The following is a 19,829-nucleotide window of genomic DNA, read 5'->3' as shown; positions in this document are numbered from 1 at the left end:
GACGAAGGCCGCGCTGGTGACAACGTAGGTGTTCTGTTACGTGGTACGAAGCGTGATGAAGTGGAGCGTGGTCAAGTTTTGGCGAAGCCAGGTACGATCAAGCCGCACACCAAGTTTGAAGCGGAAGTTTACGTTCTGTCCAAAGACGAAGGTGGCCGACACACGCCGTTTTTCAATGGCTATCGCCCACAGTTCTATTTCAGAACGACTGACGTAACCGGTTCCTGTGATCTGCCGCAAGGTGTTGAGATGGTTATGCCTGGAGACAACGTCCAGATGACTGTCAATCTTCATTCACCCATCGCGATGGACGAAGGTCTGCGTTTCGCGATTCGTGAAGGTGGCCGTACCGTAGGTGCGGGTGTAGTTGCTAAAATCATCGAGTGAGTAAAATGAGTAACCAACAAAATATCAAGATTCGTCTGAAATCATTTGATCATCGCTTGATTGATTCGTCAACTCGCGAAATCGTAGAGACAGCAAAACGTACTGGCGCACAAATCCGTGGGCCAATACCTTTGCCAATCAAGAAAGAGAAATTTACTGTATTGATTTCACCGCATGTTAACAAAGATGCGCGTGACCAATACGAATTACGTACCCATAAACGCCTTGTTGTCATTGTTCATCCCACTGAGAAGACAGTTGATGCGCTAATGAAGCTTGATTTGGCTGCCGGGGTTGACGTTCAGATTAGCCTGGATGATGAATAATCCGGGCCAGGGATATTAACGAGGTGTTACAATGACTAATGGGTTAGTAGGCCGAAAAGTAGGCATGACACGAATTTTTACAGATGAAGGTGTATCTGTACCTGTTTCTGTAGTAGAGGTATTGCCTAACCGTATCTCTCAACTTAAAACGCTTGAGACTGATGGTTACACAGCAATCCAAATCACTGCTGGAACAAAGAAGGCAAGCCATGTAAGCAAGCCTTTAGCTGGTCATTTTGCTAAAGCGCAAATTGATGCTGGTGATATGCTGTGTGAATTTGCAGTTGAAACATTGGATGGTTACAGTGTGGGACAAACCCTGTCTGTTGCTGATGTTTTTACTGCCGGAGAATACGTTGATGTTTCCGGGATTACCAAAGGTAAGGGTTTCGCCGGTGGTGTAAAACGCCATAATTTCCGTACTCAGGATGCTACGCACGGTAATTCCCGTTCTCACCGAGTTCTAGGTTCTATTGGTCAAAACCAGACACCTGGACGCGTATTTAAAGGTAAGAAAATGGCAGGCCACTTGGGTAATGTGCGTTGCACAACTCAAAGCCTGGAACTGGTTCGTGTTGATAGTGACCGTAATCTTCTTTTGATTAAGGGTGCCATTCCCGGATGCCCTGGTGCACGAATTGAAGTAAGGCCCGCGGTTAAGAAGCAAGTAAGGGGCAAATAATGGAACTTATGACAAAAGATACAAACACTGCTCTTAGCGTAAGTGAAGAAGTTTTTGATTATCGTTACAATGAAGGCTTAATTCATCAAGCTGTCGTTACATTCATGAACAATGCGCGCAGTGGTAATAGCGCCCAAAAAACACGTTCTGAAGTAAGAGGCGGCGGTAAAAAGCCATGGCGTCAAAAAGGAACAGGCCGAGCAAGAGCGGGTACGATTCGTAGTCCTATCTGGCGTTCTGGTGGGGTAACGTTTGCATCAAAAAAACGAGATTATTCGCAAAAACTTAACAAAAAAATGTACAAACGTGCTTTGCGTAGTATAATCTCCGAACTTCAACGTACAGACAGTCTGGTCGTGGTTAGTGATTTTGAGTGCAAAACGCATAAAACCAAAGATTTTCTGTCTAAAATGAAGGACTTAAATTTATCCAATGCACTCATTGTGATGAATGAAGTGGGTGAGCACGAGTATTTGGCTTCTCGCAATCTGCATCAATATGATATTTGCGACGTTAACACGGTTGATCCGGTTAGCCTGCTGCGATTCGAGAAAGTATTAATGACTGGCGATGCAGTGAAGAGTTTAGAGGAGTTGTTACAATGAATGCAGAGCGCTTATTAATGGTTCTCAAAGAACCACACACCTCTGAAAAAGCAACTGTAATGGCTGACAAGTTCAAGCAATTCACGTTTAAGGTTTTAAAGACTGCGACCAAACAGGAAATTAAACACGCTGTCGAGCAAATGTTTAAAGTCAAGGTTAAAAGCGTGACAGTCATGAACGTTAAAGGCAAAAACAAGCGCTTCAAGCAATTAAGCGGCAAACGAAGCGATTGGAAAAAAGCATTTGTAGCATTACATGAAGGTCATGATATTGACTTTACTGTGACTGAATAAGGCAGATTAAGATGGCATTATTAAAATCGAAACCAACATCACCAGGAAAGCGCGGTGAATTACGGGTTGTCCACCATCATATACATAAAGGTCAACCCCATTCTGCTCTGGTTGAAAAATTAAACAAGACGGGTGGTCGAAATAATCAGGGTCGCATCACTGTCCGCCACATTGGTGGGGGTGTCCGTGCCAAATACCGTATTATTGATTTTAAACGCAATAAGGACGGTATTGATGCCCGTGTTGAGCGCATTGAATATGATCCAAACCGTTCAGCATTAATTGCCTTGGTTGTTTATAAAGACGGTGAGCGTCGTTATATCATTGCTCCAGCCGGTCTGGAAGCAGGTCAAACAATCGTAAGCGGTGAAGACTCGCCAATCAGCACAGGTAACTGTTTGCCCTTGCGTAATATCCCCGTCGGTACCACCATTCACTGCGTGGAAATGAAGCCGGGGAAAGGTGCTCAGTTGTTAAGAAGTGCTGGATGCAGCGGTCAAATCGTTGCTAAAGAAGGTGTTTATGCCACTTTAAAACTTCGTTCAGGCGAAATGCGTAAAGTGCTGACCGCCTGCAGAGCTGTCATTGGTGAAGTAAGCAACAGTGAGCACAGCTTAAGGGCCTTAGGTAAAGCGGGTGCAAAACGTTGGCGTGGTATTCGACCCACTGTACGTGGTGTGGCCATGAACCCGGTTGATCACCCACATGGTGGTGGTGAGGGTAGAACTTCAGGTGGTAGACATCCGGTTACTCCATGGGGTGTACCTACCAAAGGCTATAAAACCCGTAGTAACAAGCGCACTGACCGTTTCATCGTCAGAGGTCGCAAGAAGAAATAATTAGTTAAGAGGATATCACAGTGCCACGTTCTATTAGAAAAGGTCCCTTCGTTGATGGTCATCTGTTAGCAAAAGTTGAAGCGGCTATTGCGTCAAAATCAAAAAAACCAATTAAGACCTGGTCAAGACGTTCAACAATAACACCTGAGATGATTGATCTGACATTGGCTGTTCATAATGGTAAGGATCACGTTCCTGTGTTCATTACTGACAATATGGTCGGTCATAAATTAGGTGAGTTTGCTATGACTCGTACATTCAAAGGCCACTCTGGCGACAGAAAAGCCAAAGGTAAGTAAGAGGCAATGATGGAAGTTACAGCTAAATTAAGAAATGCACCGCTGTCCGCCCAAAAAGGCAGATTGGTTGCAAACATGATTCGCAAAATGGATGTCTCAGGAGCATTGGACGTATTACGTTTTACTCCTAAAAAAGGCGCCCAGTTAATGCTGAAATTGTTGGAATCTGCTATTGCTAACGCGGAAAACAACAACGGTGCTGATATTGACGAATTAAAAGTAGGTATGGTTTGTGTCGATGAGGCAATGACATTAAAGCGCATTAGCCCAAGAGCGAAGGGTCGTGCCAATCGCATCTGCAAACGTACATGCCATATCACTATAAAAGTGTCTGACGAGGAATAGCAATGGGACAGAAAGTAAACCCTATAGGTATCCGTTTAGGTATTATTAGAGACTGGAATTCCAAGTGGTATGCCAGTAGAGATTATGGCCGATTGCTTAATCAGGATATTAACTTAAGAAAAGATCTTAAGAAAAAATTAATGGCTGCTGCCGTTAGTCGTATTCAGATTGAACGTCCGGCTAATAATGCAGTTGTTACTATTCATACTGCCCGCCCTGGCGTCATTATCGGCAAGAAAGGTGGCGGTATTGAATCTCTGCGCGGCGATATTGCCAAACAACTGGGTGTACCTGTTCATTTGAACATTGAAGAAGTACGTAAGCCTGAGCTGGATTCAACACTCGTAGCCGAAGGCATTGCTCAGCAGTTGGAGCAGCGCGTCATGTTCAGACGAGCAATGAAACGTGCCGTTACTTCAGCAATGAAAGCAGGCGCTAAAGGTATCAAAATTTGCGTCAGTGGACGTCTCGGTGGTGCTGAGATTGCTCGAAGTGAATGGTATCGTGAAGGCCGTGTGCCATTGCATACATTCCGTGCAGACGTTGATTACGGAACTGCAGAAGCCAAGACAACTTATGGCATCATTGGTGTTAAAGTCTGGATTTTCAAAGGCGAAATTCTGCCCCAAAAGAATCGTAATGCTGAAAGCAGTAAATGAGTGAGGATTTTTAATCATGCTACAGCCTAAACGTACAAAATATCGTAAACAAATGAAAGGCCGCAACCGCGGATTGGCCCAACGCGGCAGTAAAGTAAGCTTTGGGGAATTTGGATTGAAAGCGCTTGAGCGTGGCCGTTTGACTGCGCGACAGATTGAGGCTGCACGTCGAGCCATGACTCGTCATATTAAACGTGGCGGTAAAATCTGGATTCGTGTATTCCCTGACAAGCCAATTACTCAAAAGCCTCTCGAAGTCCGACAAGGTAAGGGTAAAGGTAACGTTGAATATTGGGTTGCCCAGGTTCAACCAGGTAAAGTGTTGTTTGAAATGGAAGGCGTTACCAGAGAATTGGCTATGGAAGCGTTTAATCTTGCCAAAGCCAAACTACCTTTCAAGGTTATATTTGAAGAAAGAACGGTGATGTAATGAAAAAGATTGAAGAGCTTAGAAATTTATCATCTGACGAACTGAACGCCGAATTATTAACTCTGCGCAAAAAGCAGTTTGAACTGCGTATGAAGAAGGCAAATGGTTCTTTAGATAAGACCCATCTTGTTTCTCAGGTCAGAAAAGCGGTGGCGAGAGTTAAAACCATTATGACAGAAAAGGTTGGAAAGAGTGATGTCAAATAGTGAATCAAATGCAAGAACAATAGTTGGCAAAATTGTTAGCAATAAAATGCAAAAAACTATTGTTGTCATGGTAGAAAGGACTGTAAAGCATCCGAAGTATGGAAAAATCATGAAACGCAGAACAAAACTGCATGCTCATGATGAACAGCAGGTTGGACAAATTGGTAATACCGTAAGAATACGCGAATCTAGACCCCTCTCTAAAACAAAAAGTTGGGTTTTAGTCGAAGTTATTTCTTAATTTGACTTGATCACTTTTAAAATTCCAGAAGGGCTGATATAATCAGCAACCTTTTTCTGGTCGAATTTAGAGCTGGAGATAAGAATGATACAAATGCAGACTGTGCTTGATGTTGCAGACAACAGCGGCGCACGCAAAGTGATGTGTATCAAGGTGCTTGGTGGTTCACACAGACGCTATGCTCGCGTCGGTGATGTTATTAAAGTAAGCATTAAAGATGCAATTCCACGTAGCAAAGTAAAAAAGGGTGCGGTAATGAAGGCCGTAGTCGTAAGAACCAGTCAGGGTGTTCGTCGTGATGATGGCTCGCTCATCCGTTTTGATGGTAACGCAGCCGTATTGCTGAATAACCAGGACGAGCCTATTGGTACACGTATATTTGGCCCGGTTACTCGTGAGCTTAGAGAAAGATTTATGAAAATCATTTCTTTAGCTGCAGAAGTTTTGTAAGAAGGATTAGATATGAAGCGTATTAGATCAGGTGATACTGTGATTGTTATCGCCGGAAAAAGTAAAGGCCATGTCGGTAAAGTCAAGCGTGTTAGTGATAAAGGTATCGTTGTTGAAGGCGCGAACCTGAACAAAAAACATGTTAAGCCTAATCCTCAAATTAACCAAAAGGGCGGTATTGTTTCGCTGGAAGCTGCTTTAGATGTTTCTAACGTGGCAATGTATAACCCAGTATCCAAAAAAGCTGACAAGGTTGGTTTTAAATTTATTGAAAAAGATGGCAATAACATCAAAGTAAGATACTTTAAATCCAATAACGAAGTTATTGATTTGGTCTAATTAGGTGGCTGAAATGGCAAGACTTGAAGAGTTATATAAAGATAAGATAGTCGAAGTAATGATGAAAAAGTTCGGCTATAAGAGTGTAATGGAAGTCCCCAGGATTACCAAAATTACATTAAATATGGGTGTCGGCGAAGCGGTTGGTGATAAAAAAGTCATGGAACACGCTGTGAAAGACATGACCCTTATTTCAGGCCAAAAACCAGTTGTGACCAAGGCAAGAAAATCAATTGCCGGATTCAAAATTCGTGAAGGTTGGCCAATTGGCTGTAAAGTCACTCTGCGACGCAAGCGCATGTATGAGTTTCTTGACAGACTGATTACTATTACCTTGCCCCGTGTAAGAGACTTTCGTGGTTTAAATCCCAAGTCCTTCGATGGTACTGGTAATTACAGTATGGGTATTCATGAGCAAATCGTTTTTCCTGAAATTGACTACGATAAGACTGATGGTATTCGCGGTTTAGACATTTGTATTACTACAAGTGCAAAAACCAATGAAGAAGCAAAGGCTTTACTAGAAGCGTTCAATTTGCCTTTGAAAGACAGAGACAAACACTAAGAAGGGTATTATTGTGGCTAGAAAATCGAAGCTCGAAAAAACTAAAAACTTGGAAGCATTAATAGAAAAATACGCAGAGCGCAGAAAAGAATTAAAAGTTTTAATTAAGTCTTCTCAGGATTTTGATGCAATTATGGATGCTCAGGCAAAATTAGCCAAGCTGCCATTAAATTCAAATCCTGTCAGACACACTACACGTTGCCAGCAATGTGGTCGACCTCATGCCGTTTATCGTAAGTTTGGTTTATGCAGAATTTGCTTAAGACAGGAACTCATGACTGGCAATGTCACAGGTGGCCGCAAGTCCAGCTGGTAATTTTTATTCTATGGAGAACAACTGTGAGTATGCATGATCCAGTAGCTGATATGTTGACAAGAATTCGCAATGGTCAACAAGCTAAACATCAGAGTGTCTCTTTAATTTCATCCAAATTGAAAGAAGAGATTGCTCGGGTATTAAAAGAAGAGGGTTATATTCTTGACTATTCTGTTGAGCCCTTGGCGAATAACCTGAAGTCCATGACCATTAATCTTAAATATTACCATGGACGTCCGGTTATTGAGCGTATTTTACGTATCAGCAGACCTGGTTTAAGAGTATATAAATCATCTAAAGATTTGCGATCAGTCTCTGGATTCGGTGTGGCTATCCTGTCTACCTCAAAAGGTGTCATGACTCATAAGGCGGCCAAAACGAATGGGGTTGGCGGCGAAGTACTCTGTGAAGTAGCCTAATAGTTGCGAGGAAAATTATGTCTAGAGTAGCAAAAGCCCCAGTCCGACTGCCTGCCAATGTTCAGCTTCAGGTAGCTAAGGACCACTTAACTGTTAAAGGTCCTAAAGGGGAACTTACACAACATTTAAATAAGCATGTCAGTGTGACTCCAAGTGCTGAAGATGCCAATCTGATTATCTTTAAGCCAGCCTCCAATGATCCGAATGGATGGGCCCAGGCCGGTACAACCAGAGCATTGGTTAACAACATGGTGAAAGGTGTCACGACTGGTTTTGATTTGACACTTGAGCTTGTTGGCGTTGGATACCGTGCACAGGCGGCAGGAAAGACTTTGACTCTGTCTTTAGGTTTTTCCCACCCAGTAGAATACGCATTGCCTGCTGGTGTTACAGCCGAAACTCCAAACAATACGACTATTATTTTACGTGGTATTGATAAGCAATTGTTAGGTCAGGCAGCTTCTGAGATCAGAGCCTTCAGACCGCCAGAGCCTTACAAAGGTAAGGGCGTTAAATTTGCTGGCGAACAGATTGCTCGTAAAGAAGCCAAGAAGAAATAAGGTTTAGATCATGAAAAAGCAGGTTGCACGTATTAGACGTGGTTTAAAAGCAAAAGCAGTGTTGAAAAGTTCTAATCGTCCGCGATTAGTTGTTTATCGCAGTGCTTCCCATATTTACTCTCAAATTGTTGTCCGCAGCGAAAACGGTGATGTCACACTGGTGTCCGCTTCAACAGTTGATAAAGAGTTAAAATCTTCCCTGTCTGGAACGAAAGTTGAACAGGCACAGCAAGTTGGTAAATTGCTTGGTGAGCGTGCTAAGGCGAAACAAATCGTTGACGTTTCATTCGACCGTGCCGGATATAAATATCATGGCCGTGTTAAGGCATTGGCCAACGGCGCCCGCGAAGCTGGTTTGAATTTTTAAGGAACGGTTATGGCATTTGTTGAAGATCAAAAAATGAGTGATGGATACCAGGAAAAATTAGTATCGGTTACTCGTACAGCAAAAGTAGTGAAAGGTGGACGTGTATTTGGTTTCGCCGTTCTTGTTGTTATTGGCGATGGTAAAGGAAAAGTCGGTTATGGTCGTGGTAAAGCACGTGAAGTGCCTATTGCTATCCAGAAAGCAATGGAACAAGCCAGAAAGAACATGACTTACATTCCTCTGGCAGGAAAGACCATTCACCACGAAATTACCTGGAGTTATGGCGCATCGAAAGTATTTATGAAGCCTGCAAGTGAAGGTACTGGTATTATTGCTGGTGGTGCCATGCGTGCAGTGCTGGAGGTTTTGGGTGTACAAAATATTTCTGCAAAGAGTATTGGTTCAACTAACCCAAGCAATATTGTTCGAGCAACGATTGGTGCTTTGACTCATATCGGTACGCCAGATTATGTGGCCGCTAAACGCGGTAAAACTGTTGAAGAGATAATGGCAGACTAATCATGAGCAAAAGTAAAAATTTAAAAATCACCTTAGTCAAAAGTACTATCGGAAGAAAGCCTAAACATATCGCTATAGTCAAACAATTAGGCCTTGGAAAATTAAACAGCAGTGTCGTCCATAAAGACATTCCTGCTATCCGCGGTCTTATTAATGCAGTTAACTATATGTTGCAAGTTGAGGAATGTGCATAATGAATTTAAATACACTTTCTCCTGATCCAGGTTCCAGACCTTCTAAACGTCGTCTTGGTCGTGGTATTGGATCCGGTCTGGGTAAAACCAGTGGTAAAGGCCATAAAGGGCAAAAAGCCCGCGCTGGCGGATTCCATAAAATAAATTTTGAGGGCGGTCAAATGCCAATTCAGAGACGTTTACCCAAGATGGGTTTCAAGTCTCGAATTGCAAAAACTGTAGATGAAGTGACTTTGTCTGAGTTGGCCGGTATTAAATCAGATGTGATTGATATCGAAGTGTTACGCTCAGTCGGTTTAATAAGCCGCGCTATTCAAAGCGTTAAAATCATTCATTCTGGTGAAATTACTGTCCCTGTCAAATTAAAAGGATTGCGTGTTACGAAAGGTGCTCGCAGTGCAATTGAGCAGGCTGGCGGAAGCATAGAAGAGTGACTATGAATAATGCGAGGCAAATAGCTGGCCAGTCCAAGGGTGGATTGGCTGAATTGAAGGCTAGATTAATTTTTGTGGTTTTAGCAATCCTCGTTTATCGGTTGGGGGCTCATATTCCAGTCCCTGGTCTGGATCCACAAAAATTGGCTAATTTCTTTGGTGAGCAACAGAATACCATTTTCGGTTTATTCAATATGTTCTCGGGGGGTGCATTATCCCGGGTGACGGTGTTTGCTATTGGAATTATGCCCTATATCTCAGCGTCAATTATAATCCAGCTCTTCTCTGTTGTTTCACCTAAATTGGAACAATTAAAGAAAGAGGGTGAAACTGGTCGTCGCAAAATTAATCAATATACCCGTTATTTGACGTTGTTGCTGGCTATTTTCCAATCATTAGGCATGTCCCGTTGGCTGGCCGGTCAGCATATCGCTCTTAACCCTGATTTCTTTTTCTATTTTACCTCTGTTGTGACTTTGGTCACAGGAACCATGTTCCTTATGTGGTTAGGAGAGCAGATTACGGAGAAGGGAGTCGGAAACGGTATCTCATTAATTATTTTCTCAGGTATTGTGTCCAGTATGCCTCATGCCATTGCCTCTGTGTTTCAACAGGTACGTGAGGGGCAGATGCAAGGGTTGTCATTGGTTCTGATTGGTATTATTGTCGTTGTGGTAACCGGCTTTGTGGTGTTCATGGAACGTGCGCAACGTCGTATTCGTGTTAATTATGCACAACGTACGCATGGCCGTAAGGTGTATGCTGCACAGACCAGTCATTTGCCACTGAAAATTAATATGTCTGGGGTTATCCCGCCGATTTTTGCTTCCAGTATTATTTTACTGCCGGCGACGTTAGCTCAGTTTTTCTCAAAAACCAAAGGAATGAGTTGGCTTGCTGACGTGGGAATGGCTTTATCACCTGGTCAACCGCTGTACTTAATTGTGTATGCGATTGCGATCATTGGGTTTGCATTTTTTTACGCGGCCCTGGTCTTCAATCCAAAGGATACAGCTGAGAACTTGAAGAAGTCAGGCGCTTATATTCCTGGCATACGGCCTGGTGAACAAACCACCCGATACATTGATTCCGTTATGACTAGACTGACTTTAATCGGAGCTATCTATCTGGTGTTGGTTTGCTTATTGCCACAAATTTTGATGTATACCTGGCATGTGCCTTTCTATTTTGGCGGAACTTCACTTTTAATCATCGTCGTTGTAATTATGGATTTTGTTGCGCAAGTACAAGCCCATTTGATGACACAGCAATATGATTCATTGATGAAAAAGGCCAATTTTAAAGGGACTAAGTTGCCCGGTCTTTTATGATTATTATCGGAGTTATTAATGAAAGTTAGAGCATCAGTTAAACGAATTTGCCGTAACTGTAAAATTATTAAGCGTAGCGGAACTATACGGGTTATTTGTAAGGACGCAAGGCATAAGCAAAAGCAAGGTTAATTCCTGCTTGATTTTGGATCAATATAATAGTATTCTTCTGTCCCTTTCTGGCAGAACAAAATAACGTTCGGAGAGATTTAATGGCTCGTATTGCAGGTGTGAATATACCGGATCACAAACACATAGTGATTGCACTTACGTCGATTTATGGAATTGGCAAAACCACATCAAAAAAATTGTGTGAGGCGGTTGGCATTGACACCGCAACCAAAGTTTCGCAACTGTCGGAAGATAAATTGGAAGCTTTGCGTACTGAAATTGCCAAGATGACTGTTGAAGGTGATTTGCGTCGTGTTGTTACAATGAATATCAAGCGTCTTATGGACCTGGGTTGTTACCGCGGGTTGCGTCACCGCAGAGGCTTACCATTACGGGGCCAACGTACGAAAACCAATGCTCGTACACGAAAAGGTCGCCGTAAAGGTACAAGTAATTAATTTAGGATAATAAGATGGCAAAGCAAAAGACTAGAAAAAAAGTTAAACGTGTCGTTTCTGATGGAATCGTACATGTTCACGCATCATTCAACAATACGATTGTAACGTTTACTGATCGTCAAGGTAATGCGTTATGCTGGGCAACTTCCGGGGGTTCAGGCTTCCGTGGTTCTAGAAAAAGTACCCCTTATGCTGCACAGGTTGCTACTGAAAGAGCTTCTGTGGTGGCAAAGGAGTATGGTATGAAATCAGTTGCTGTATTTGTCCATGGCCCTGGCCCAGGTCGTGAATCCACTATTCGCGAATTGATAGCGCAGGATTTCAAAATTGTTGAAATTACTGATGTGACTGGCATACCTCATAATGGATGCAAACCACCTAAAAAACGACGTGTTTAAGAGATTCAGGAGTAATTAATGGCTAGATATCTTGGTCCAAAGTGTAAGCTATCTCGTAGAGAGGGAACAGACCTCTTTTTAAAAAGTGGCGTACGCGACCATAAATCAAAATGTAAATCTGAAAAATTGCCTGGTCAACACGGTGGTAATCGACCACGCTTAAGTGATTACGGTTTACAATTACGTGAAAAACAAAAAATCCGCCGTTTGTATGGTGTGTTGGAAAAACAATTCCGAAACTATTACAAAAAGGCAGCAAGTCAAAAAGGTGCGACAGGTGAAAACCTGATGGTTCTGCTGGAAAGCCGTCTTGATAACGTAGTTTATCGTATGGGATTTGCCAGTACTCGTGCTGAAGCTCGACAATTAGTGTCTCACAAGGCTATTCTTGTGAATGATGAGTTGGTTAATGTTCCTTCTTATCTGCTTAAAGCAGGCGACATCGTTTCTGTACGTCAGAAGGCAAAAAACCAGGGGCGCATTCAAGCGGCAGTTGCCTTGTCTGAGCAACGTGGTGCTTGTGATTGGTTAACTGTTGATAGCAGTGCTTTTAAGGGTACTTTTGCAACGGCACCCACATTAAATGACTTGTCTTCATCCTATAATGTTAATTTAGTTGTAGAACTTTACTCTAAGTAAGCTCGGAGACTAGCCGAATGTATACTGAAATAAATGAAATGCTGACGCCATCTGTACTGAAAGTACAATCAGAAACGCTTAATCATGCTCGTATCGTATTGGAGCCTCTTGAGCGTGGCTATGGCCACACCCTTGGAAATGCGTTGAGACGCATTCTCTTGTCCTCTATGCCGGGAAGCGCGATTACAGAAGTTTCTATCGATGGTGTATTACATGAATACAGCACCATTGAAGGCGTACAGGAGGATGTTGTCGACATTCTGTTAAACTTGAAACAGGTTGCTATCAGGATGACCGTCGGACAGGAAGCGCACCTGACTTTGAACAAACAAGGTCCGGGCATCGTGACTGCAGGGGATATTGAGTTATCCCACGGTATCGAGATTGTAAATCCTGATCTGGTTATTGCTCATTTGAATGAAAATGGCAAACTGAACATGACTCTGAAAGTGGAGCGAGGTGTAGGGTTCCATTCTACTGATTCATTCATACGTCATTTTGACGATGAAGCTGAGCATCGTTCTGTTGGTAAATTAAAAATTGATAATACTTTTTCGCCAGTTATCAAAGTGGCTTATTTTGTGGATAGTGCTCGTGTTGAAAACCGAACCGACCTTGATAAGTTAACTATCGATTTACAAACGAATGGTACTTTGGATCCTGAAGAAGCGATTCGTATTTCTGCTTCGATCCTGCAAAGACAATTGCATGCTTTTGTGGACATGAAGTTTGAAGAGTCGCGTTCCGATAACAAAGAGCGCAATGATTTTGATCCAGTGTTATTACGACCAGTAGATGATTTGGAATTGACTGTCCGTTCTGCTAATTGCTTAAAGGCAGAAAATATCTACTTTATCGGTGACCTGGTACAAAAAACAGAAAATGAATTATTAAAAACACCCAATTTAGGAAAGAAATCCCTTACCGAAATTAAAGATGTCCTTGCATCACGATCTTTATCATTAGGGATGAAACTTGAGAATTGGCCGCCAGCAAACCTTGGCGATTAATAGTAGGAGTCTTACCCATGCGTCACCGTAATACAGGCCGTAGTTTTAGCCGTACAAGCAGTCACAGAAAAGCCATGTTTTCAAACATGTGTTGTTCTTTGATTGAGCATGAATTAATTAAAACGACATTGCCAAAAGCAAAAGAATTAAGAAAGTTCATTGAACCATTGATTACTGTCAGCAAAAAGGATTCAGTTGCCAGTAGACGTCATGTATTTGATCGTCTTCGTTCAAAAAGTGCTGTGGGCAAGTTATTTACTACCTTAGGTCCACGTTATGTTGAACGTCCTGGTGGTTATGTCCGTGTTTTAAAATGTGGTTTTCGACCAGGTGATAATGCACCTATGGCTATTATTGAATTAGTTGATAGACCAGTTGAATCAGATTCCGATGAATAACTGATTTGTTGAATGATGAGACCCGCTCCGGCGGGTTTTTTTATGACTTCCGTTTTACCCTTGCCTTCGCTTTTCTATAGTCTATGGAAGAGTTATAACTCAATCAATAACCTTTGGTTACATCCGATTAGAATTATCGGGGATTCGAATGGTTGCCCGCCTGCGCGGGCAAGACATCAATGGGAAGCTGGACTCTGTCATCCCCACTTTCTTAGCCTGCCGCGATCACCGGGTTGACTAGTGGCTTCTGCCATCCTCATTTTTCCTGTCTTGCCGAGCTGGTCTCTGCCATCCTCACCTCCTCCTGTCTTGCCCGAGCTGGTCTCTGCCATCTTCACCTCCTCCTGTCTTGCCCGCGCAGGCGGGCAACCATTCGAATCCCGGTTGTTCTGTCCGGGATTAGGCAAGCGTTACCGGATGGTTGCCTTCGGTCAAGACATCAATGAATACCCTGGTGGTTTCTGCCCATCCTCGCTCTCCTGTCTTGCCCGCGCAGACGGTCAACCATTCGAATCCCGGTTGTTCTGTCCGGAATTAGGCCCAAGCGTTACCTGATGGTTGCCTTCGGGCAAGACATGAATGGATACCCTGGTGGTTTCTGCCATCCTCGCTCTCCTGTCTTGCACGCGCAGGCGGGCAACCATTCGAATCCCGGTTGTTCTGTCCGGGATTAAGCCCAAGATGGTTGCCTTCGGTCAAGACATCAATGAATACCCTGGCGGTTTCTGCCATCCTCGCTCTCCTGTCTTGCCCGAGCTGGTCTCTGCCATCCTTACCTCCTCCTGTCTTGCCGGCGCAGGCGGGCAACCATTCGAATCCCGGTTGTTTTTGTCTCGGGATTAGACCTGAGAGTAATCTGATGGTCGCCCGTCTGCGGGCATCCTTGGCTAACTGCAGCGACAGATGTCCATTCGAGTGTCGTTACCATTGTTAGAATTGATGCAGGTGTGATTGCAATTCATTCTGGGCCGCCTCTAAACGATCCATTATTTGTTGAGCCGTTTTAGGGGGAATATGAAAAAATTGCATCCAGAGCGTTTTTGGGGATAAGGGATAGCGGTAAGTAAAGAGCGTGTTTCTATTGCTCTCCGATAAGATCATCGACTTCCAGTACCTGACTGTGAGCTCTTTAAGGAAATCCTGTAATGTCATGCGAACTTTAAGGTAGGGCTCTTTAAAATCCACGTCCTGCTTCATAATGGTTGTGATGCAGTCAATTTGCACAGTAAGCTCACTGACTAAATTTTTGATCATGACGTGTTTAGCATCCTGAGGGCCGTGCTCTTCTTCTACTGATTGGGCAATGGGTTGCAGATTGACAACCAATGATTGAATCGCATGCTGAATACTGGCGGCCCTTTCTTCAAACAGGTTTTTTATCTGTTGTTTGTGTAAAGGAGTATCCGCTGTTCTCAGATAGGTCGTTGTCAAGGTATCCATGCGCTTAAAAGCATGACGGGTTTTGTCGAATTTTTCGGTGTGGTTAAGGCAATCCCCTTTTGTGTTGTTGAGGTAGCTTGTTGAGTAATGGTTTCTTAAATGGATGGGGTATTTGTGTGCAGGGTATACTTTGTTAGCCCAGGGATCACAGAAAAATGCATTTTTACCCCATGTTTCAGGTGAATGAAGCGGGCTTGCAGGATTCCTGCCCACGACCAGGAAAGTATGATCACCGCCGCTTAGTGTAAAAACTTCGGCTCTCACATCAGGCTCATTCATTACCAGGTATTCCAACGAGAGGAGTGATAATTCGAAACAGTTGCCTAATGAGTATTTTTTGCAGAGTTCAGTCACTTTGTAGAAAATGTGTATGGAGAGGTCAGTCTCAAGATTATAAGGATCCTTAGCCAAAGAAAGACCCCTCAGATCGGAAATCGCGCTATCCAAACTAACCCTTTGTTGAGATGAATAGGTGTTGTTAATGCTTTGTGTGGCTCCTTTTACGACAAAGCGACGAGCGTATTGGCATGCTTTTCGAGCAGCTAAGTAATTGGCGGCACGGTGCAGAGAATCAGGCATAATGACTACCGATATTAATTTTTAGAGAAGGCAGAAGCGATGACCCTCATGCTGGGCGGTATCCAATAATCACTGAAAAGTAAATTGTTTGAATACGTTAATGCAATGGACCATTTCTTACCTCATCTATTACAAAAAAATGACTTTTATGCTGGTTTATTGAACTTGTCAAATCATTTGATTCAGGAACTGATAGCGTGCGTCAATTGATTTAATGGATCACACTCATGGATTAAAATCTAAAACCGAAGAAGCAATTTCTGCCACTCGTAAAGCCAATTCCGGACTGTTTCCGTCCTCTAAATGCCAGGCAGCAGACAACCCTGCGTAGGCCAGAATCCATTTCAGCAAGCGAGCATGCTCCAATTGAGACGCTTCGGCGACAACCCTAACCTGGTTTTGCAAACGATTCGGAGCCGTGGCAGTTTGGTAATCCGGATTACAAAAAAGATTCGCGTAATCAAACCCCCGCTCGCCAAACAGGCCTTTGGGATCAATGGCCAGCCAGCCGCGGTCGCCGAAATAAAGGATATTGCCGTGATGGATATCCCCATGCAGCACGACCTTGTCGCGGGGATTATTGAGCAGGTCTCTGGCCGCAACCAGCGCCTTGCTGAATACTCCTCCATAATTTGCCGCAGCAGGCTCCAAGGCCTTGAACCAGTCCCCAAGCGATACGAATCTGGGCATTGGCTCAGGTGATGACGCCGCATGCAGTTGTTTTACCACGCCACACAGAATTCGACTGGCTTCATTGTCATTACCTTGCTTGACCAGTTGAACGAGGGATGGTTGTGCCATCGCGCGCTCCATTAAAAAAGCGTGTTGGCCATGTGCCAGGATGCGGGCAGCCCCTTGCCCATTCCACCAGACCATGAGTTCGCCGCCTCGTTGTTCTTCGTCTATTGTGACTATTTTCAGCATCGCTGGCTGGTGTTTATAAATTACCGGAAGCAACCTGCTGGTTTGGGTAATGATGGGGTCGCCGTCTGGAAGCAGGTTCCAATGGCGAATGAAGGAAAGGAATTCGTTCATTGAATCAGTATAGATGAAGTGACAGTGATAATACCAATCCAATGTGATGGATGGTTTGGAAGCCTAACCTCGCAATGAAGAGAGGTTAGGACGGACGTGGTTTATTAAAAAGGGATGTCATCATCCAGTTCGTCAAAGGCATCCTGGGCTGCCGTCTGGGGCTGACTCTTACGCGCAGGCGCTGAAGAAGCTGGAGCACCCATGGTTTGGCCAGGCATCTCATCAAAGCCGCCGGCTGAACCGCCTTTACCATCGAGCATTTGAATGTCCGTGGCGACAATTTCAGTGGTGTAACGGTCTTGACCTTGTTGATCCTGCCATTTGCGGGTGCGTAAGCTGCCTTCGACATAAAGTTTGGAGCCCTTGCGCAGGTATTCACCGGCAATTTCGCCCAGGCGGTTAAAACAAACCACGCGGTGCCATTCTGTACGTTCCTGTTTATCGCCTGTTTGTTTATCTTTCCACGTTTCGCTGGTTGCAACGGATAAGGTCGTTACCGCATTGCCATTGGGCATGTATCGAACTTCCGGATCACCGCCCACATTACCAATCAGGATAACTTTATTGATCCCGCGTGCCATTCTTTTCTCCTGGTGCTTTTGTTGCCAATCATTATACCCAATCTCGTCGGGTTTGCGTAGGTTTACCCTGAGTCTGCGTAATTTTATGCAAATCAGTTGCTTTTGATTGAGGCTATTGCGTGGGCCTCCAGGAAATCCTCAACACGGGCTGATTGGTAATCCTGTTTATCCACGCGTAAATAAAGCACATTTTCATCGGGTTCAAAAATGGCTTCGCTCACACCAGGCAATTGTTGCAATTGCGGAAGGGCCGCGATCAATGTCTCCGGCGAGTAAGGTTCACAATTAATAATCACCGTCGAGTAATAGCGATTCGGCTTCATCGTTCGAGCAATGAACAGCCACACAATACAAAGGAAAGCATTGACATAAAATAGGGCTTGGTCGCCGGCATACTGATAAAGCAGTCCTGCGGTTGTGCCGCCTGCAAAAATGCCCAAAAACTGGCTGCTTGAATAAATGCCCATTGCCGTGCCCTTACTGTGGGGATCGGCCTGGCGCGAAATCAGCGAAGGCAAGACGGCTTCAAGGATGTTGAACGCGGTGAAATACAGCAGCATAAAAATCCATAAACTCAACCAGTAGTACCCGCCAATTGCCAACAGGAATTGGGCAATGCCGCTGGTTGCCACAGAAGCCAGAAACACCGCTTTCATCTGCCGCTTTTTTTCAGCCAGAATGATAAAGGGCACCATGGCAATAAAAGCAATGATCATCAACGGAAGGTAAAACTGCCAGGCTTGGGTAAAGTGGTCCGATTTCACCTGATGCTTAAGAAGGATCGGCACGGCATAAAACGTTGCGGTTAATATAAAATGCTGCAGAAAAATACCGGCGTTCAACCGTTGCAGCTGCGGATTGAAAAAGACGGTTTTCAGCAGTGAAGGGCTGGTTTCGCTGTCATGATGAAACCGTTCGCGAGCCGGAGTGGGAATAACACCGTGCAGCAGGACGAGGCCTGTAAAGGCTAAAAGCGCCGTCAAATAAAAAATACCCGGCAATCCATAATGGTGGGTAATGGCAGGGCTTAGAATCATGGCCAGACTGAACGACGTGCCGATGGTCATGCCAATCACAGCCATGGCTTTGGTGCGCTGGTCATCCGGCGTTAGATCCGCCAGCAGAGCAATCAGCACGCTGCCTATCGCACCCGTACCCTGAAGGATTCGGGCTGCGATCATGCCATGGATAGTGCTGGTTAAGGCACCCAGGACACTGCCGGCAATGAACAGGCATAAGCCCAGGGTCAGGACAGGTTTTCTGCCCCAACGATCCGATAACAGACCAAATGGCATCTGCAGCAGGCCCTGGCTTAAGCCGTAACTGCCCAGGGCTATGCCCATGAGGGCAGGGGTAGCGCCTTCAAGCTGTCCTGCAAAGACCGTAAAAACCGGGATTAACATAAAAAGTCCCAGCATGCGAAACGAAAAAATAGCTGCGATGGGAAAAACGCTAGTTATCCAGGAATTGTTCATGAGACATTGTCATTCTTTACTGATTCTGCTGATGGTACAAATTTAGCACCGCCTCGACAAGGAGAGATTATCAACTGGCCGTTGACAGGATAGGGTAATTCGCTGTAGTTTGGCAAATTTTATTAATGAGGCTTTGACGAATGAGTTTGATTTTTGCAGATAAAGTGGCACTGATAACCGGCGGCGCCCGCGGGATAGGCAAGGCGACTGCCTTGAAACTGGCGCAGGCAGGCTGTGACATCGCTATCGTGTATTACAACAGTTCCGATGAAGCCAATGATCTGGTGAATGAACTAACAGCCATGGGACGAAAAGCGGTCGCCCTCCAGGCTAATGTAGCGGATCATCAATCCGTTAAGGACATGTTTGCCCAATTTCGCAACCATTTCGGGCAGTTGCATTTTTTAATCAGTAACGCCGCCAGCGGTGTGTTAAAACCGGCATTAACCATGTCGACCAAGCATTGGCGCTGGTGTATGGAAACCAATGCCCTGGCTTTGAATCACCTGGTCTCCGAAGGGCGGGAACTCATGCCGGCTGGGGGGCGGGTCATCGCCTTATCCAGTCTCGGGGCAGAGCGCGCCATTCCCAATTATGCCTTTATTGGTGCGTCGAAAGCGGCACTGGAAGCACTGGTGCGTTCATTAAGCCTTGAGCTTGCAGAGTACGGCATCACGGCCAATACCGTGTCTGCCGGCGTTGTCGATACCGATGCGTTGAAGCATTTCCCTAACCGCGAACAGCTTTTGGATGAATACCAGGCCCACGCACTGGCCGACAGGCCGTTAACCCCGGCTGATGTTGCCAATGCGGTGTTCCTGCTGTGCCTGCCGGAGGCGGCGATGATCAACGCCCATACCCTGTTTGTCGATGCAGGGTATAGCCGTGTGGGGTAAGAA

The 19,829-nt window shown here is 44.6% G+C and carries 36 protein-coding genes; 32 read left to right on the top strand and 4 right to left on the bottom strand.

The window, feature by feature from the left end:
• From Lrub_RS12715 to Lrub_RS12575, 31 genes are all read left to right on the top strand, one after another.
• Positions 1-387, top strand: a 387-nt coding sequence (locus Lrub_RS12715) for an EF-Tu C-terminal domain-related protein (protein WP_475001224.1), incomplete at its 5' end; no start/stop codon positions are given.
• A gap of 5 nt (positions 388-392) precedes the next feature.
• The gene (gene rpsJ / locus Lrub_RS12710; RefSeq protein ID WP_058526623.1) at positions 393-713 is read left to right on the top strand and encodes a 30S ribosomal protein S10; all 321 of its coding nucleotides are present in this window, start codon (positions 393-395) and stop codon (positions 711-713) included.
• A 31-nt stretch (positions 714-744) separates the two neighbouring features.
• Entirely contained in the window at positions 745-1,395 is a 651-nt protein-coding gene (gene rplC, locus Lrub_RS12705) for a 50S ribosomal protein L3 (protein ID WP_058532480.1), read from the top strand.
• Entirely contained in the window at positions 1,395-2,000 is a 606-nt protein-coding gene (gene rplD / locus Lrub_RS12700) for a 50S ribosomal protein L4 (RefSeq protein WP_058532479.1), read from the top strand. The genes rplC and rplD overlap by 1 nt, the downstream gene beginning before the upstream one ends.
• Entirely contained in the window at positions 1,997-2,293 is a 297-nt protein-coding gene (gene rplW, locus Lrub_RS12695) for a 50S ribosomal protein L23 (protein ID WP_058532478.1), read from the top strand. The genes rplD and rplW overlap by 4 nt, the downstream gene beginning before the upstream one ends.
• An 11-nt stretch (positions 2,294-2,304) precedes the next feature.
• Positions 2,305-3,132 carry a 50S ribosomal protein L2 gene (gene rplB / locus Lrub_RS12690; protein WP_058532477.1) on the top strand — a complete coding sequence of 276 codons (828 nt, stop codon included), beginning with the start codon at positions 2,305-2,307 and terminating at the stop codon, positions 3,130-3,132.
• A 20-nt stretch (positions 3,133-3,152) separates the two neighbouring features.
• Complete coding sequence (rpsS, locus tag Lrub_RS12685; RefSeq protein WP_058526618.1) at positions 3,153-3,431, top strand: 30S ribosomal protein S19; 279 nt, start codon at positions 3,153-3,155, stop codon at positions 3,429-3,431.
• 9 nt (positions 3,432-3,440) lie between these two features.
• A complete protein-coding gene (rplV, locus tag Lrub_RS12680) occupies positions 3,441-3,776 on the top strand; it encodes a 50S ribosomal protein L22 (protein ID WP_058526838.1) in 336 nt (111 codons plus the stop codon).
• A 2-nt stretch (positions 3,777-3,778) separates the two neighbouring features.
• The gene (gene rpsC / locus Lrub_RS12675; protein WP_058532476.1) at positions 3,779-4,435 is read left to right on the top strand and encodes a 30S ribosomal protein S3; all 657 of its coding nucleotides are present in this window, start codon (positions 3,779-3,781) and stop codon (positions 4,433-4,435) included.
• 16 nt (positions 4,436-4,451) lie between these two features.
• Positions 4,452-4,865, top strand: coding sequence for a 50S ribosomal protein L16 (gene rplP, locus Lrub_RS12670; RefSeq protein ID WP_058532475.1), 414 nt, complete (start codon positions 4,452-4,454; stop codon positions 4,863-4,865).
• Positions 4,865-5,071, top strand: a complete 207-nt coding sequence (gene rpmC, locus Lrub_RS12665) for a 50S ribosomal protein L29 (RefSeq protein ID WP_058532474.1) — start codon at positions 4,865-4,867, stop codon at positions 5,069-5,071. The genes rplP and rpmC overlap by 1 nt, the downstream gene beginning before the upstream one ends.
• The gene (gene rpsQ / locus Lrub_RS12660) at positions 5,058-5,312 is read left to right on the top strand and encodes a 30S ribosomal protein S17 (protein WP_108294375.1); all 255 of its coding nucleotides are present in this window, start codon (positions 5,058-5,060) and stop codon (positions 5,310-5,312) included. Before rpmC ends, rpsQ begins: the two co-directional genes overlap by 14 nt.
• Before the next feature lie 84 nt (positions 5,313-5,396).
• Positions 5,397-5,762: a 50S ribosomal protein L14 gene (gene rplN, locus Lrub_RS12655; protein ID WP_058483721.1), complete on the top strand. Its 366-nt coding sequence runs from the start codon at positions 5,397-5,399 to the stop codon at positions 5,760-5,762.
• A gap of 12 nt (positions 5,763-5,774) precedes the next feature.
• On the top strand, positions 5,775-6,101 hold the full coding sequence (gene rplX / locus Lrub_RS12650) for a 50S ribosomal protein L24 (protein WP_058532472.1): 327 nt from the start codon (positions 5,775-5,777) through the stop codon (positions 6,099-6,101).
• A gap of 13 nt (positions 6,102-6,114) precedes the next feature.
• Positions 6,115-6,666, top strand: a complete 552-nt coding sequence (gene rplE, locus Lrub_RS12645; RefSeq protein ID WP_058526612.1) for a 50S ribosomal protein L5 — start codon at positions 6,115-6,117, stop codon at positions 6,664-6,666.
• 10 nt (positions 6,667-6,676) lie between these two features.
• Complete coding sequence (rpsN, locus tag Lrub_RS12640; protein ID WP_370569565.1) at positions 6,677-6,982, top strand: 30S ribosomal protein S14; 306 nt, start codon at positions 6,677-6,679, stop codon at positions 6,980-6,982.
• Between the two features lie 29 nt (positions 6,983-7,011).
• Positions 7,012-7,401, top strand: a complete 390-nt coding sequence (rpsH, locus tag Lrub_RS12635; RefSeq protein WP_207384259.1) for a 30S ribosomal protein S8 — start codon at positions 7,012-7,014, stop codon at positions 7,399-7,401.
• A 17-nt stretch (positions 7,402-7,418) separates the two neighbouring features.
• The gene (gene rplF, locus Lrub_RS12630) at positions 7,419-7,961 is read left to right on the top strand and encodes a 50S ribosomal protein L6 (protein WP_058532469.1); all 543 of its coding nucleotides are present in this window, start codon (positions 7,419-7,421) and stop codon (positions 7,959-7,961) included.
• 10 nt (positions 7,962-7,971) lie between these two features.
• On the top strand, positions 7,972-8,328 hold the full coding sequence (gene rplR, locus Lrub_RS12625; protein WP_058532468.1) for a 50S ribosomal protein L18: 357 nt from the start codon (positions 7,972-7,974) through the stop codon (positions 8,326-8,328).
• 9 nt (positions 8,329-8,337) lie between these two features.
• Positions 8,338-8,847 (top strand): 30S ribosomal protein S5, encoded by a 510-nt coding sequence (gene rpsE, locus Lrub_RS12620; RefSeq protein WP_058532467.1) that lies wholly within the window; start codon positions 8,338-8,340, stop codon positions 8,845-8,847.
• 2 nt (positions 8,848-8,849) lie between these two features.
• Positions 8,850-9,041 (top strand): 50S ribosomal protein L30, encoded by a 192-nt coding sequence (rpmD, locus tag Lrub_RS12615; protein WP_058532466.1) that lies wholly within the window; start codon positions 8,850-8,852, stop codon positions 9,039-9,041.
• Complete coding sequence (gene rplO, locus Lrub_RS12610) at positions 9,041-9,475, top strand: 50S ribosomal protein L15 (protein ID WP_058532465.1); 435 nt, start codon at positions 9,041-9,043, stop codon at positions 9,473-9,475. The genes rpmD and rplO overlap by 1 nt, the downstream gene beginning before the upstream one ends.
• A 2-nt stretch (positions 9,476-9,477) precedes the next feature.
• A complete protein-coding gene (gene secY, locus Lrub_RS12605; protein ID WP_058532464.1) occupies positions 9,478-10,806 on the top strand; it encodes a preprotein translocase subunit SecY in 1,329 nt (442 codons plus the stop codon).
• 18 nt (positions 10,807-10,824) lie between these two features.
• Positions 10,825-10,938: a 50S ribosomal protein L36 gene (rpmJ, locus tag Lrub_RS14665; protein WP_010946099.1), complete on the top strand. Its 114-nt coding sequence runs from the start codon at positions 10,825-10,827 to the stop codon at positions 10,936-10,938.
• A gap of 80 nt (positions 10,939-11,018) precedes the next feature.
• Positions 11,019-11,375, top strand: a complete 357-nt coding sequence (gene rpsM / locus Lrub_RS12600; protein ID WP_058526603.1) for a 30S ribosomal protein S13 — start codon at positions 11,019-11,021, stop codon at positions 11,373-11,375.
• A 14-nt stretch (positions 11,376-11,389) separates the two neighbouring features.
• The gene (gene rpsK, locus Lrub_RS12595) at positions 11,390-11,773 is read left to right on the top strand and encodes a 30S ribosomal protein S11 (protein WP_058532463.1); all 384 of its coding nucleotides are present in this window, start codon (positions 11,390-11,392) and stop codon (positions 11,771-11,773) included.
• A gap of 18 nt (positions 11,774-11,791) precedes the next feature.
• A complete protein-coding gene (gene rpsD / locus Lrub_RS12590) occupies positions 11,792-12,412 on the top strand; it encodes a 30S ribosomal protein S4 (protein WP_058532462.1) in 621 nt (206 codons plus the stop codon).
• Between the two features lie 17 nt (positions 12,413-12,429).
• Positions 12,430-13,422, top strand: a complete 993-nt coding sequence (locus Lrub_RS12585; protein WP_058532461.1) for a DNA-directed RNA polymerase subunit alpha — start codon at positions 12,430-12,432, stop codon at positions 13,420-13,422.
• Positions 13,423-13,439: 17 nt separating this feature from the next.
• Complete coding sequence (gene rplQ / locus Lrub_RS12580; protein WP_058532460.1) at positions 13,440-13,820, top strand: 50S ribosomal protein L17; 381 nt, start codon at positions 13,440-13,442, stop codon at positions 13,818-13,820.
• 240 nt (positions 13,821-14,060) lie between these two features.
• A complete protein-coding gene (locus Lrub_RS14875) occupies positions 14,061-14,375 on the top strand; it encodes a hypothetical protein (RefSeq protein WP_133134162.1) in 315 nt (104 codons plus the stop codon).
• Between the two features lie 24 nt (positions 14,376-14,399).
• Positions 14,400-14,663, top strand: coding sequence for a hypothetical protein (locus Lrub_RS12575; RefSeq protein WP_058532459.1), 264 nt, complete (start codon positions 14,400-14,402; stop codon positions 14,661-14,663).
• A gap of 87 nt (positions 14,664-14,750) precedes the next feature.
• On the opposite strand, the gene Lrub_RS12570 is transcribed toward Lrub_RS12575, so the two are convergent.
• The 4 genes from Lrub_RS12570 to Lrub_RS12555 all read right to left on the bottom strand — a co-directional run bounded on the left by Lrub_RS12570 (position 14,751) and on the right by Lrub_RS12555 (position 18,930).
• On the bottom strand, positions 14,751-15,671 hold the full coding sequence (locus Lrub_RS12570; protein WP_133134161.1) for a hypothetical protein: 921 nt from the start codon (positions 15,669-15,671) through the stop codon (positions 14,751-14,753).
• 393 nt (positions 15,672-16,064) lie between these two features.
• Positions 16,065-16,874, bottom strand: coding sequence for an aminoglycoside phosphotransferase family protein (locus Lrub_RS12565; RefSeq protein WP_058532457.1), 810 nt, complete (start codon positions 16,872-16,874; stop codon positions 16,065-16,067).
• A gap of 104 nt (positions 16,875-16,978) precedes the next feature.
• Positions 16,979-17,455, bottom strand: coding sequence for a single-stranded DNA-binding protein (gene ssb, locus Lrub_RS12560; protein ID WP_058532456.1), 477 nt, complete (start codon positions 17,453-17,455; stop codon positions 16,979-16,981).
• Between the two features lie 92 nt (positions 17,456-17,547).
• Positions 17,548-18,930, bottom strand: a complete 1,383-nt coding sequence (locus tag Lrub_RS12555; protein WP_058532455.1) for an MFS transporter — start codon at positions 18,928-18,930, stop codon at positions 17,548-17,550.
• Between the two features lie 140 nt (positions 18,931-19,070).
• On the opposite strand from Lrub_RS12555, the gene fabL reads away from it, so the two are divergent.
• On the top strand, positions 19,071-19,826 hold the full coding sequence (fabL, locus tag Lrub_RS12550; RefSeq protein ID WP_058532454.1) for an enoyl-[acyl-carrier-protein] reductase FabL: 756 nt from the start codon (positions 19,071-19,073) through the stop codon (positions 19,824-19,826).
• The last annotated feature ends 3 nt before the right edge of the window (positions 19,827-19,829 follow it).

Origin of the sequence: Legionella rubrilucens, from assembly GCF_001468125.1 — a bacterium.
GTDB classification, from domain to species: domain Bacteria; phylum Pseudomonadota; class Gammaproteobacteria; order Legionellales; family Legionellaceae; genus Legionella_C; species Legionella_C rubrilucens.
The sequence above is the reverse complement of the archived record's forward strand: the minus strand, read 5'-3'. Positions and strand labels throughout refer to the sequence as shown.

Coding starts and splice junctions, on each gene's coding strand:
- rplB (WP_058532477.1), top strand. CDS start 2,305: ATGGCATTATTAAAATCGAAACCAACATCACCAGGAAAGCGCGGTGAA.
- rpsM (WP_058526603.1), top strand. CDS start 11,019: ATGGCTCGTATTGCAGGTGTGAATATACCGGATCACAAACACATAGTG.
- ssb (WP_058532456.1), bottom strand. CDS start 17,455: ATGGCACGCGGGATCAATAAAGTTATCCTGATTGGTAATGTGGGCGGT.
- rpsE (WP_058532467.1), top strand. CDS start 8,338: ATGGCATTTGTTGAAGATCAAAAAATGAGTGATGGATACCAGGAAAAA.
- rpmJ (WP_010946099.1), top strand. CDS start 10,825: ATGAAAGTTAGAGCATCAGTTAAACGAATTTGCCGTAACTGTAAAATT.
- rpmD (WP_058532466.1), top strand. CDS start 8,850: ATGAGCAAAAGTAAAAATTTAAAAATCACCTTAGTCAAAAGTACTATC.
- rplN (WP_058483721.1), top strand. CDS start 5,397: ATGATACAAATGCAGACTGTGCTTGATGTTGCAGACAACAGCGGCGCA.
- rplE (WP_058526612.1), top strand. CDS start 6,115: ATGGCAAGACTTGAAGAGTTATATAAAGATAAGATAGTCGAAGTAATG.
- rplR (WP_058532468.1), top strand. CDS start 7,972: ATGAAAAAGCAGGTTGCACGTATTAGACGTGGTTTAAAAGCAAAAGCA.
- secY (WP_058532464.1), top strand. CDS start 9,478: ATGAATAATGCGAGGCAAATAGCTGGCCAGTCCAAGGGTGGATTGGCT.
- rpsH (WP_207384259.1), top strand. CDS start 7,012: ATGCATGATCCAGTAGCTGATATGTTGACAAGAATTCGCAATGGTCAA.
- rpsD (WP_058532462.1), top strand. CDS start 11,792: ATGGCTAGATATCTTGGTCCAAAGTGTAAGCTATCTCGTAGAGAGGGA.
- rplC (WP_058532480.1), top strand. CDS start 745: ATGACTAATGGGTTAGTAGGCCGAAAAGTAGGCATGACACGAATTTTT.
- Lrub_RS12565 (WP_058532457.1), bottom strand. CDS start 16,874: ATGAACGAATTCCTTTCCTTCATTCGCCATTGGAACCTGCTTCCAGAC.
- rpsK (WP_058532463.1), top strand. CDS start 11,390: ATGGCAAAGCAAAAGACTAGAAAAAAAGTTAAACGTGTCGTTTCTGAT.
- rplD (WP_058532479.1), top strand. CDS start 1,395: ATGGAACTTATGACAAAAGATACAAACACTGCTCTTAGCGTAAGTGAA.
- rpsC (WP_058532476.1), top strand. CDS start 3,779: ATGGGACAGAAAGTAAACCCTATAGGTATCCGTTTAGGTATTATTAGA.
- rpsJ (WP_058526623.1), top strand. CDS start 393: ATGAGTAACCAACAAAATATCAAGATTCGTCTGAAATCATTTGATCAT.
- rpmC (WP_058532474.1), top strand. CDS start 4,865: ATGAAAAAGATTGAAGAGCTTAGAAATTTATCATCTGACGAACTGAAC.
- rplW (WP_058532478.1), top strand. CDS start 1,997: ATGAATGCAGAGCGCTTATTAATGGTTCTCAAAGAACCACACACCTCT.
- rplF (WP_058532469.1), top strand. CDS start 7,419: ATGTCTAGAGTAGCAAAAGCCCCAGTCCGACTGCCTGCCAATGTTCAG.
- fabL (WP_058532454.1), top strand. CDS start 19,071: ATGAGTTTGATTTTTGCAGATAAAGTGGCACTGATAACCGGCGGCGCC.
- rplV (WP_058526838.1), top strand. CDS start 3,441: ATGGAAGTTACAGCTAAATTAAGAAATGCACCGCTGTCCGCCCAAAAA.
- Lrub_RS12585 (WP_058532461.1), top strand. CDS start 12,430: ATGTATACTGAAATAAATGAAATGCTGACGCCATCTGTACTGAAAGTA.
- Lrub_RS12575 (WP_058532459.1), top strand. CDS start 14,400: ATGGATACCCTGGTGGTTTCTGCCATCCTCGCTCTCCTGTCTTGCACG.
- rplX (WP_058532472.1), top strand. CDS start 5,775: ATGAAGCGTATTAGATCAGGTGATACTGTGATTGTTATCGCCGGAAAA.
- rplQ (WP_058532460.1), top strand. CDS start 13,440: ATGCGTCACCGTAATACAGGCCGTAGTTTTAGCCGTACAAGCAGTCAC.
- Lrub_RS12555 (WP_058532455.1), bottom strand. CDS start 18,930: ATGAACAATTCCTGGATAACTAGCGTTTTTCCCATCGCAGCTATTTTT.
- rplO (WP_058532465.1), top strand. CDS start 9,041: ATGAATTTAAATACACTTTCTCCTGATCCAGGTTCCAGACCTTCTAAA.
- rplP (WP_058532475.1), top strand. CDS start 4,452: ATGCTACAGCCTAAACGTACAAAATATCGTAAACAAATGAAAGGCCGC.